This is a genomic window from Micromonospora sp. NPDC000089 (assembly GCF_042899365.1).
Lineage (GTDB): Bacteria > Actinomycetota > Actinomycetes > Mycobacteriales > Micromonosporaceae > Micromonospora.
In genome coordinates this window covers 607,110-618,628 of the sequence record NZ_JBIAZT010000002.1, presented here as the reverse complement: position 1 = coordinate 618,628, position 11,519 = coordinate 607,110, and the positions used below count along the sequence as shown (strand labels likewise).

Genomic DNA, 11,519 nt, shown 5'->3' with positions numbered 1-11,519 from the left:
CGGTACGCGGTGCCGGCGGTACGCGGTGCCGGCGGTACGCGGTGCCGGCGGTACGCGGTGCCGGCGGTACGCGGTGCCGGCGGTACGCGGTGCCGGCGGTACGCGGTGCCGGTCGGCGCGGCGGCGCACGGCGCGTCCGCCGGCGTGTCGGGGCCGGCTCGTAGACTCCCCGGGTGACCTCATCGACCGAGACGCGCACCACCGACGCCCTCGGCGTGCTGCGCCGGGTCTTCGGCTACGACGCCTTCCGCGGCTTCCAGCGGGAGGTCATCGACCACGTGGTGGCCGGCGGCGACGCCCTGGTGCTGATGCCCACCGGCGGCGGCAAGTCGCTCTGCTACCAGGTGCCCGCCCTGGTCCGCGACGGCGTGGCCGTGGTGGTCTCCCCGCTGATCGCGCTGATGCAGGACCAGGTCGACGCACTGACCGCGGTGGGCGTGCGGGCCGGCTTCCTCAACTCCACCCAGGATCTCGACGCCCGCCGCGCGGTCGAGCGGGCGTTCGTCGCCGGCGAGCTCGACCTGCTCTACCTGGCCCCCGAGGCGCTCGGCACCCGGGGCGTCCAGCAGCTGCTCGACCGGGGCCGGATCGGCCTGTTCGCGATCGACGAGGCACACTGCGTCTCCCAGTGGGGGCACGACTTCCGCCCCGACTACCTGGGCCTGTCGCTGCTGCACGAGCGCTGGCCGGCGGTGCCGCGGATCGCGTTGACCGCCACCGCCACCGGCGCCACCCGGGCCGAGATCGCCACCCGGCTCCAGCTCACCGACGCGAAGCACTTCGTGGCGAGCTTCGACCGGCCCAACATCCAGTACCGGATCGTGCCAAAGAAGGAGCCCCGCCGGCAGCTGCTCGCCCTGCTGCGCGACGAGCACCCGGGCGACGCCGGCATCGTCTACTGCCTGTCCCGCGCCTCGGTGGAGAAGACCGCCCAGTTCCTGGTCGACAACGGCGTCGCCGCCCTGCCGTACCACGCCGGCCTGGACGCCCGCACCCGCGCGGCCAACCAGCAGCGGTTCCTGCGCGAGGACGGCCTGGTGATGGTGGCGACCATCGCGTTCGGCATGGGCATCGACAAGCCGGACGTCCGGTTCGTCGCCCACCTCGACCTGCCCAAGTCGGTGGAGGGCTACTACCAGGAGACCGGCCGCGCCGGCCGGGACGGGCTGCCGTCGACCGCCTGGCTGGCGTACGGGCTGCAGGACGTGGTGCAGCAGCGCAAGATGATCGAGACGTCCGACGGCGACCTGGCGCACCGGCGCAACCTGGCCGCCCACCTCGACGCGATGCTGGCGCTCTGCGAGACGGTCCGCTGCCGCCGGGCGCAGCTGCTCGACTACTTCGGCGAGCCGGGCACGGCCGACTGCGGCAACTGCGACACCTGCCTGAACCCGCCGGAGACCTGGGACGGCACGGTTGCCGCGCAGAAGCTGCTCTCCACGGTCTACCGGCTGGACCGCGAACGCAACCAGCGGTTCGGCGCGGGGCACTGCGTCGACATCCTGCTCGGCAAGCAGAACGACAAGATCGGCCAGTACGGTCACGACACGCTGAGCACCTTCGGCATCGGCACCGAGCTGCGCGAGGCCGAGTGGCGCGGGGTGGTCCGCCAGCTGCTGGCCGAGGGGCTGCTCGCGGTCGAGGGCGACTACGGCACCCTGGCCCTGACCGAGGCCAGCGCCGAGGTGCTGGGCCGGCGGCGCTCGGTCATGCTGCGCAAGGAGCCGGAGAAGGCCGCTTCCACCCGGACGGCGAAGCCGCGCGGCGCCGCCACCGTGGTCGCCGAGCTGCCGCCCGCCGCCGCGCCGGTCTTCGAGCGCCTGCGCGCCTGGCGGGCGGCCACCGCCAAGGAGCAGGGCGTCCCGGCGTACGTGATCTTCCACGACGCGACCCTGCGGCAGATCGCCGCCGAGCCGCCGGCCTCGCTGGCCGAGCTGTCCCGGTTCAACGGAGTGGGCGAGAACAAGCTCGCCAAGTACGGCGAGGGCATCCTCGCCGTACTCGCCGCGCCCGCCTAGTCGGTCGCCGGAGCCGCGGGCTGGTCGGCGTCCAGGGCGGCGAGGATCGCCTCGGCGGTCCGCTTGCCCACCCCGGGCACCTCGGTGATCTCCTCCACCGTGGCGGCGGAGAGCCGCTTCAGCGAGCCGAAGTGTCGCAGCAGCGCCTTGCGCCGCACCTCACCCAGCCCCGGGATGGTGTCCAGCGCCGACTCCGTCATCCGCTTGGAGCGCCGCTGCCGGTGGAAGGTGATGGCGAACCGGTGCGCCTCGTCCCGGGCCCGCTGCAGCAGGTAGAGCCCCTCCGAGGTGCGCGGCAGGATGACCGGGAACTCGTCGTCCGGCAGCCAGACCTCCTCCAGCCGCTTGGCCAGCCCGCACAGCGCCACGTCGTCGATGCCCAGCTCGGCCAGCGCCTGGGCGGCCGCCGCCACCTGCGGCGCGCCGCCGTCGACCACGACCAGCTGCGGCGGGTACGCGAACTTGCGCGGCCGCCCGGTGGTCGGGTCGATGCCGGGGCGGTCCGGGTCGGCGGCGGTCTCCTCGCCCAGCTCGCCGGTCTCGGCCCGGGCGTCGAGGTAGCGGGCGAACCGTCGGCGCAGCACCTCGGACATCGCCGAGAGGTCGTCGGTGGCGCCCCGGACGATGAACCGGCGGTACTCGCTCCTGCGCGGGAGGCCGTCCTCGAAGACCACCATGCTGGCCACCACGTCGGTGCCCTGGATCTGCGAGATGTCGAAACACTCGATCCGCAGCGGTGAGGTGCGCATGTCGAGCGCCTCGGCGATCTCGTCCAGCGCCTTGCTGCGGGTGGTCAGGTCGCTGCCCCGCTTGAGCTTGTGCCGGGTCAGCGCGTCCTTGGCGTTGCGCTCGACCGTCTCCAGCAGCGTGCGCTTGTCGCCGCGCTGCGGCACCCGCAGCGACACCCGGCTGCCGCGGCGGGCGGAGAGCCAGTCGGCGAGCGCGTCGGCGTCCGCCGGCAGCTCAGGCACCAGCAGCTCGCGGGGCACGTCGGCCTCGCCGTGCTCGCCGCCGTACACCTGGGTGCAGAAGTGGTGCACCAGGTCCCCGGTGGTCAGCTCCTCGGTCTTCTCCACCACCCAGCCGCGCTGCCCGCGCACCCGGCCGTCGCGGACCCGGAACACCTGGACGGCGGCCTCCAGCGGGTCGTCGGCGAACGCCACCACGTCGGCGTCGGTGCCGTCGCCGAGCACCACGGTCTGCTTCTCCATGGCCCGGCGCAGCGCGGCCACGTCGTCGCGCAGCCGGGCCGCCCGCTCGAACTCCAACTGCTCGCTGGCCTCGGTCATCTCGCGTTCCAGCCGGCGGACCATGCTGTCGGTGCGGCCGGCCATGAAGTCGCAGAAGCCGTCGACGATTTCCCGGTGCCGCTCCGGCGTGACGCTGCCCACGCAGGGCGCGGAGCACTTGCCGATGTAGCCAAGCAGGCAGGGCCGCCCGACCTGGCCGGCCCGCTTGAACACCCCGGACGAGCAGGTCCTTGCCGGGAAGACCCGCAGCAGCAGGTCGAGCGTCTCGCGGATCGCCCAGGCGTGCGAGTACGGCCCGAAGTAGCGCACCCCCTTGCGCTTGGCGCCCCGCATCACCTGCAGTCGGGGGAACTCCTCGTCGAGGGTGACCGCCAGGTAGGGGTAGGACTTGTCGTCCCGGTAGCGGACGTTGAACCGGGGATCATACTGCTTGATCCAGGTGAACTCCTGCTGGAGCGCCTCCACCTCGGTGCCGACGGTGATCCAGTCGACCGACTCGGCGGTGGTGACCATCTGCCGGGTGCGCTCGTGCAGGTTCCAGATATCGCCGAAGTAGGAGTTGAGCCGGCTGCGCAGATTCTTCGCCTTGCCGACGTAGATCACCCGGCCGGTGCCGTCCCGGAACCGGTAGACCCCCGGCGACTCCGGAATGGTGCCGGTTGCGGGACGGTACGTCGACGGATCAGCCACCCCCCAACCCTAATCCGCACCCCCGACACCCTCCCCACCCCGCGCCCGGCGCCGCCACCGTCCCCGCCGATCTAGATCAGTAATTCCTAAGTGTTAGTGGTCGTAGGCGATGAGGGATCGGGTGGTGGGTTGGTGGGTGTGGCGGTTGTGCCAGATGGTGGCGGTGTAGGCGAGGAGTCGTTGGGCGATGCGGGTGGTGACGCCGTCGATGGTGCGGCCGCCGTGCAGTTCGAGGTCGAGGCGGCGTTTGAGGGTGTCGTAGACGGCTTCGATGAGTTGGCGGACGGGTTTGAGGAGGTGGTGGTCGGGGCGGGGTTTCTGGTGGCGGTAGGCGGGGCGTAGGAGTCGGATGCCGCGGTCGGTGAGCCAGCGGTCGAGTTCGTGGGAGATGTAGCCCTTGTCGCCGACGATCAGTAGGTCGTGCCGGGTGGTGTGCAGGTCGGGGTCGTGGTCGAGGATCGCGGTCAGGACGGCGCGGTCGTCGAGGTTCGCGGCGGCCAGGGCCCAGGTGATGGGCAGGCCGGCGGGGGTGCAGATGAGGTGGAGGCGTAGTCCCCAGAACCAGCGTGAGTGAGAGGCGCAGTAGCTGTAGTGGGCCCAGCCGGCCAGGTGTGAACGTTTCACGGTGGGTCGGGAGCGGGCGCATTCCACGGGTGTGGAGTCGACCAGCCACACGGTGTCGGCCCACAGGTCGGTGTCTTCGGCCAGCACCCGGATCGCGCGTTTGAGCAGCGGCAGCGCGGCGCGCAGGCGTTTGTTGTAGCCGGACTGGCCGGGCAGGTAGGGAAACGCTCCGGGCAGATGCGCGGGCACGAACCGCAGCCAGCGGGCCTCGGAACGCACCCCGAGCAGGGCCTGCGCCACGGCCAGGGTCAACAGCTCCGCGTCCGACAGTTTGGGTGCCCGGCCCTGCCGGACCGGCCGTCCGAGCCAGTCATCGATCGTCACGTACAGTGCGGTCAGAAGGGTGTTGAGGTCTGTCGTCACACACGGATCCTCAACACCCTTCCCTCGTTCCGCAGCCCCACCACCCCACCCGACTTAGGAATTACTGATCTAGGGCGAATCGCTGTGATTGGAGATCAACAAGCAGCGACAATCCCTAGATCGGCGAGGTCAGCGGGGAGCGCGGCGCGAGCGCCGTCAGGCGAGGGAGATCTGGTCGCCCTGGACCTTGATCTGCTTGGGGGGCAGGGGCTTGGTGGCGGGGCCCTGCTTGACCGAGCCGTCGGTGATGGCGAACCGGCTGCCGTGGCAGGTGCAGTTGATGGTGCCACCGTCGATGTTCGACACCGGGCAGTTCTGGTGGGTGCAGATCGGGTCGAACGCCTTGAACTCCCCGGCGGTGGGCTGGGTGATCACCACGCCCTGGGCCGCGAAGATCGCCCCGCCGCCGACCGGGATGTCCGCGGTCCGGGCGATCGACGCCGCGCCCTGCCGGTCGCCACCCCCGGCGTCGCCGGCGCTGGCCCCGGGCCCGCCGCTGGTCGGGGCGGCCGCGCCGTCGCCGGAGTCGTCGCTCCCGCAGGCGGCCAGGACCACCGACACCCCCACCGCGCCGGCGCCGGCGAGCAGCGCCCGCCGGGTCTGCGTACCGGGCCCGTTCACCATCTGATCGTCACTCATCTCCGGCCTCTCTGTGTCGTCGTCGCCGCCGGTCGCGATCCCGGGGCCACCACCCGTGCACACGCACGGCCGCGCCCGACGGTTCACCGATCGTCCGGGACGCCCGGATACGGCGACGGGTGGGTCGATCGTCGACCCGCCCGTCGTACCGTCGCTCAGCGGGCCCCGGCCGGCACCTTGCGGGTACGCGTCTTCGGCGCGCTGCCGTTGGCCTTCGCGGCGCGGGTGGTGGCCGCCCGGGCCCCCTTCGCCTCGCCGTCGAGCTTGAGCACCTGCCGCAGGAACTGGCCGGTGTGGCTCTCGGCCACCTCGGCGACCTCCTCCGGAGTGCCGGTGGCCAGCACGGTGCCGCCGCGGTGGCCGCCCTCCGGGCCCATGTCGATCAGCCAGTCGGCGGTCTTGATCACGTCGAGGTTGTGCTCGATCGTGATCACCGTGTTGCCCTTGTCGACCAGGCCCTCGAGCACCATCAGCAGCTTGCGGATGTCCTCGAAGTGCAGGCCGGTGGTCGGCTCGTCGAGCACGTAGACCGTCCGCCCGGTGGAGCGCTTCTGCAGCTCGGAGGCGAGCTTGACGCGCTGCGCCTCACCGCCGGAGAGGGTCGGCGCGGGCTGACCCAGCCGGACGTAGCCGAGGCCCACGTCGTTGAGCGTCTTGAGGTGCCGGTGGATGGCCGGGATGGCGGAGAAGAACTCGGCCGCCTCCTCGATCGGCATCTCCAGCACGTCGGAGACGGTCCTGCCCTTGTAGTGCACCTCCAGGGTCTCCCGGTTGTACCGGGCGCCCTTGCACACCTCGCACGGGACATAGACGTCCGGCAGGAAGTTCATCTCGATCTTGATGGTGCCGTCGCCGGAGCACGCCTCGCAGCGGCCGCCCTTGACGTTGAACGAGAACCGACCCGGGCCGTACCCCCGGACCTTGGCCTCGGTGGTCTCGGCGAAGAGCTTGCGGACGTGGTCCCACACCCCGGTGTAGGTGGCCGGGTTGGAGCGCGGGGTACGACCGATCGGCGACTGGTCGACGCCGACCACCTTGTCGACGTGCTCCAGCCCGGTGACCCGGGTGTGCCGGCCGGGCACCAGCCGGGCGCCGTTGATCTGGTTGGCCAGCACGGCGTGCAGGATGTCGTTGACCAGCGTCGACTTGCCCGAGCCGCTGACCCCGGTGACCGCGATCAGCTGCCCCAGCGGGAAGCCGACGGTGAGGTTGCGCAGGTTGTGCTCGCGCGCCCCGTGCACCACCAGCTCGCGGCCGGGGGTCTGCGGACGGCGGCCGCGCGGCGTCGGGATCTCCTTGCGCCCGGCCAGGTACGCCCCGGTGATCGACTCGGGATTGTCCAGCAGGGCCGGCACCGAGCCGCTGTGCACGATCTTGCCGCCGTGCTCGCCGGCGCCCGGGCCGATGTCGACGATCCAGTCGGCGACCCGGATGGTGTCCTCGTCGTGCTCGACCACGATCAGCGTGTTGCCCAGGCCGCGCAGCCGCAGCAGGGTCTCGATCAGCCGGTGGTTGTCCCGCTGGTGCAGCCCGATCGACGGCTCGTCCAGCACGTAGAGCACGCCGACCAGGCCGGAGCCGATCTGGGTGGCGAGCCGGATGCGCTGCGCCTCGCCGCCGGAGAGGGTGCCGGCGCCGCGGTCCAGGGAGAGGTAGTCCAGCCCGACGTCGAGCAGGAACTTCAGCCGGGCGTTGATCTCCTTGAGCACCCGCTCGGCGATCAGCTTCTGCCGGTCGGTCAGCTCGATCCCGGCGAGCAGCTCGGCCGCCTCGCCGACGGACAGGTTGCACACCTCGGCGATGCTCCGGCCGGCCAGCGTGACCGCCAGCACCTCGGGCTTGAGCCGGGTGCCGCCGCAGGCCGCGCAGGGCACGTCCCGCATGTAGCCCTCGTACTTGTCGCGCGACCACTCCGACTCGGTGTCGGTGTGCCGGCGCTCGATCCACTGCACCACGCCCTCGAAGCCGGTGTAGTAGGAGCGCTCGCGGCCGTACTTGTTGCGGTAGCGCACGTGCACCTGGTCGTCCGAGCCGTGCAGGATGATCTTCTGGGCCCGGGACGGCAGCGCCCGCCAGGGCGTGTCGATGTCGAAGTGCTGGCTGTCGCCGAGCGCCTCCAGCAGTCGGAGGAAGTACTCCAGGTTGTGCCCGGTGGCCCAGGGCTGGATGGCGCCCTCGCGCAGGGTGCGCTCCGGGTCGGGGACGACCAGCTCCGGGTCGACCTCCTTCTTGGTGCCCAGGCCGGTGCACTCGGGGCAGGCGCCGTACGGCGCGTTGAACGAGAAGACCCGGGGCTCCAGGTCCTCGATCGCCAGCGGGTGGTCGTTGGGGCAGGCCAGGTGCTCGGAGTAGCGGCGCTCGCGGTCCGGGTCGTCCTCGGGCAGGTCGACGAAGTCCAGCAGCACCAGCCCGTCGGAGAGACCGAGCGCCGCCTCCACCGAGTCGGTGAGCCGCTGCTTGGCGGTCGGCTTGACGCTGAGCCGGTCGATCACCACCTCGATGGTGTGCTTCTCCTGCTTCTTGAGCTTCGGCGGCTCGGTCAGCGGGTGCACCACGCCGTCGACCCGGGCCCGGGCGTAGCCCTTGGCCTGCAGCTCGGCGAAGAGGTCGACGTACTCGCCCTTGCGGCCACGGATCACCGGGGCGAGCACCATGAACTTCGTGCCCTCGGGCATGGCCAGCACCCGGTCGACGATCTGCTGCGGGCTCTGCTTGGAGATCCGCTCGCCGCAGACCGGGCAGTGCGGCTCGCCGATGCGGGCGAACAGCAGGCGGAGGTAGTCGTAGACCTCGGTGATCGTGCCGACGGTGGAGCGCGGGTTGCGCGAGGTCGACTTCTGGTCGATGGAGACGGCCGGGCTGAGCCCCTCGATGAAGTCGACGTCGGGCTTGTCCATCTGGCCGAGGAACTGCCGGGCGTACGACGACAGCGACTCGACGTAGCGCCGCTGTCCCTCGGCGAAGATGGTGTCGAAGGCCAGGCTCGACTTGCCCGAACCGGACAAGCCGGTGAAGACGATCAGGGCGTCCCGGGGCAGGTCGAGACTGACGTCACGCAGGTTGTGCTCGCGCGCGCCACGGATGATCAGTCGGTCGGCCACGGTGCGTGTGCTCCCGGAGAAAGAGAGTGAGCGGAACTGTCCGCTTCAAGCGGGTTCTGAGCGGTTCGCGGGCGCAGAAAGTACGCCTGGGCAAGACTAGCCCCGAGGTACGACAACTTTCCGCGCCCGCCCATTCCCCCAGCTCACGCCGGCCCTGGCGGAGCCGACCGGTCAGAATCCCCCGGGCCCGGGCGGCACCGACGGACGCCCGGTGCGACGCCGACCGGCACGCCAGCCACCACGCCGCTCCGCCGCGAGCCGGGCCTCCCGCCGGCCGCCCTCGTACGCCACCTCCCGCCGCAACCGGCGCCAGCTCTCCCAGCGCCGGACCGGCAGCTCACCCGTCTCCAGCGCCTCCCGCACCGCGCACGCCGGCTCGGCGTCGTGCGCGCAGTCGGCGTACCGGCAACCGGTGGCCAGCTCGGCGATGTCGGCGAACGCCCGGTCCAGCCCGGCGGCGCCGTCCAGCAGGCCGACCGCGCGTACCCCCGGGGTGTCCAGCACCGCGCCACCACCCGGCACCGGCACCAGCGCCCGCCAGGTGGTGGTGTGCCGGCCCTTGCCGTCCACCCGGCGGATCGCCTGGGTGGGCATCACGACGGCGCCGGCCAACGCGTTGACCAGGCTCGACTTGCCGGCGCCGGACGGCCCGAGCAGGCCCAGGGTGAGCCCGGGGGCGACCAGCGGCCGCAGCGGCGCCAGCCCGGTCCCCCGCTCGGCGCTGACCGGCAGCACCGGCACCCCGGGCGCCACCGCGGCCAGCTGCCGCGCCACCGCCGCCGGATCGGCGGCCAGGTCGGCCTTGGTGAGCACCACCAACGGCCGGGCGCCGGACTCGTGGGCCAGCGCCAGCAGCCGCTCAATCCGGGCCAGGTCCGGCTCCGGGTGCACCGGCTCGACCACGGCGGCGGCGTCCAGGTTCGCGGCGAGCACCTGCCCGCTGGCGTCCTTGCCCGCGGTGCGGCGCACCAGCGCGGTCCGCCGGGGCAGCACCGCGTCCACGGTCACCGGCCCGTCCGGCCAGCTGGCCAGCAGCACCCAGTCGCCGGCGCAGGGCAGCGCGGTCAGGTCGCGCGCGGCGGCCGCCAGCACCGCCGGGCCGAGGCTGGCCCGGACCGGGCCGTCCGCGCAGAGCACGGTGCAGACACCGCGGTCGACCCGGGCCACCCGGCCCGGCCGGCGGTCGGCGCGCCGCCGTGCGTACGCCGCCCGCTCGGCATCCAGGCCGAGGGCGGTCAGATCGATGCTCATGGCGTCCTCTTCAGGGTCGGGGTGGGCGTGCGGCCTGCGGAAACCGGCACCGTCACCACCCCCGTCCGCCGTCCGCCACCGCTGTCGACGCCGACGGTAGGTGGCCCGCCGACGCGCCGAAAGCGATTTCCCCGGCGGCGCGGGCCGGGCCGGACCGCTAGGGTCGGGGCGTGACCACGGATCCGCTTCTGCTGACCGGCGAGGTGGACGCCGCCACGGCGCGCCTGCTGCGCACCGCCGGCGCCTTCGACGCCGCGGACCTGGCGGCCGCGTCGCTGCTGCCGGGCTGGAGCCGGGGTCACGTGCTGACCCACCTGGCCCGCAACGCCGACGGCTTCGTCAACCTGCTCACCGCCGCCCGCACCGGCGAACGGATCCCGATGTACGCCAGCGCGGCCGCCCGGTCCGCGGACATCGAGGCGGGCGCCAGCCGACCGCCGGCCGCCCACCTGGACGACCTGCGCCGCGCCGCGGACCGGTTCGCCGAGGCGGCCGCCGCGATGCCCGCCGAGGCGTGGACGGCCACCGTGGAGACGCCGCGCGGCGGACGGATCGCCGCCGAGCTGGTCTGGGGTCGGCTGCGCGAGGTGGAGATCCACCACGTCGACCTCGACACCGGCCATCGACCCGCGGACTGGCCCGAGGCGTTCGGCCACCGCCTGCTGCACGAGGTGGCGGCCGACCTGGCCGGCCGACCCGACGTGCCCGCGATGGTGCTGCGGTTCGACGGCGACCGGCACGAGCTGGTGATCGGCGAGCCGGCGGACGCGCCCCGGGTCACCGGCCACCCGACCGAGCTGGCCGCCTGGTTGATCGGCCGCAGCAGCGGCGCGTCGCTGACCGTCACCCCGGACGGTCGGCTGCCGATCCCACCGGAATGGATATGACCACGACATGAGCTACACCGGAGAGGTCTCCCACGGCGGTCCGCCCGCCGTCCGGGAGCTGGCCGGGCTGACCGTCAGCAAGCTGTCGGTCGGCCCGATGGACAACAACGCCTACCTGCTGCGCTGCGCCGCGACCGGCGAGCAGGTCCTGATCGACGCCGCGAACGAGGCGCCCCGGCTGCTGGAGCTGGTCGGCGACGGCGGGCTCACCGCCGTGATCACCACCCACCAACACATGGACCACTGGGTGGCGCTCGAGGAGGTCGTCGCCAAGACCGGCGCCCGGGCGCTGGTGCACGCCGACGACGCCGAGGGCCTGCCCATCCCGGCCGAGCCGCTCGCCGACGGCGACACCGTCGCGGTGGGTGACTGCGCGCTGGAGGTCATCCACATCAAGGGGCACACCCCGGGGTCGATCGCGCTGCTCTACCGTGAGCCGGGCGGCGTGCCGCACCTGTTCACCGGCGACAGCCTCTTTCCCGGCGGGGTCGGCAACACCGACAAGGACCCGGAGCGCTTCGCCCAGCTGATCGACGACGTCGAGCACAAGCTGTTCGACCGGCTGCCGGACGAGACGTGGTTCTATCCCGGTCACGGCAACGACGGCACGCTCGGCGCGGAGCGCCCCGCGCTGCCGCAGTGGCGGGCCCGCGGCTGGTGAGACCGGTCGGCGCCGGTCGGTGACCGACCGGCGCC

8 protein-coding genes are annotated in these 11,519 nt (G+C 72.7%); 3 read left to right on the top strand and 5 right to left on the bottom strand.

Annotation, left to right across the window (positions count from 1 at the left end):
* The first annotated feature begins 173 nt into the window (after window positions 1-173).
* Window positions 174-2,018 carry a DNA helicase RecQ gene (gene recQ / locus ACFY3U_RS06285; protein ID WP_387195740.1) on the top strand — a complete coding sequence of 615 codons (1,845 nt, stop codon included), beginning with the start codon at window positions 174-176 and terminating at the stop codon, window positions 2,016-2,018.
* On the opposite strand, the gene uvrC is transcribed toward recQ, so the two are convergent.
* The 5 genes from uvrC to rsgA form a co-directional block, all read right to left on the bottom strand.
* A complete protein-coding gene (gene uvrC / locus ACFY3U_RS06280; protein ID WP_387195737.1) occupies window positions 2,015-3,958 on the bottom strand; it encodes an excinuclease ABC subunit UvrC in 1,944 nt (647 codons plus the stop codon). The two genes, recQ and uvrC, sit on opposite strands and share 4 nt — an antisense overlap.
* 93 nt (window positions 3,959-4,051) lie before the next feature.
* On the bottom strand, window positions 4,052-4,945 hold the full coding sequence (locus ACFY3U_RS06275; RefSeq protein WP_387195734.1) for an IS982 family transposase: 894 nt from the start codon (window positions 4,943-4,945) through the stop codon (window positions 4,052-4,054).
* Between the two features lie 156 nt (window positions 4,946-5,101).
* Window positions 5,102-5,584, bottom strand: coding sequence for a Rieske (2Fe-2S) protein (locus ACFY3U_RS06270; protein ID WP_387195731.1), 483 nt, complete (start codon window positions 5,582-5,584; stop codon window positions 5,102-5,104).
* Between the two features lie 155 nt (window positions 5,585-5,739).
* Window positions 5,740-8,685 carry an excinuclease ABC subunit UvrA gene (gene uvrA, locus ACFY3U_RS06265; RefSeq protein ID WP_387195728.1) on the bottom strand — a complete coding sequence of 982 codons (2,946 nt, stop codon included), beginning with the start codon at window positions 8,683-8,685 and terminating at the stop codon, window positions 5,740-5,742.
* Window positions 8,686-8,856: 171 nt separating this feature from the next.
* Window positions 8,857-9,936 (bottom strand): ribosome small subunit-dependent GTPase A, encoded by a 1,080-nt coding sequence (rsgA, locus tag ACFY3U_RS06260; RefSeq protein ID WP_387195725.1) that lies wholly within the window; start codon window positions 9,934-9,936, stop codon window positions 8,857-8,859.
* Window positions 9,937-10,106: 170 nt separating this feature from the next.
* Here rsgA and ACFY3U_RS06255 point away from each other — a divergent pair, with 170 nt between their 5' ends.
* The gene (locus tag ACFY3U_RS06255; RefSeq protein WP_387195722.1) at window positions 10,107-10,823 is read left to right on the top strand and encodes a maleylpyruvate isomerase family mycothiol-dependent enzyme; all 717 of its coding nucleotides are present in this window, start codon (window positions 10,107-10,109) and stop codon (window positions 10,821-10,823) included.
* A 7-nt stretch (window positions 10,824-10,830) separates the two neighbouring features.
* On the top strand, window positions 10,831-11,484 hold the full coding sequence (locus ACFY3U_RS06250) for an MBL fold metallo-hydrolase (protein ID WP_387195718.1): 654 nt from the start codon (window positions 10,831-10,833) through the stop codon (window positions 11,482-11,484).
* Window positions 11,485-11,519: the final 35 nt, after the last annotated feature.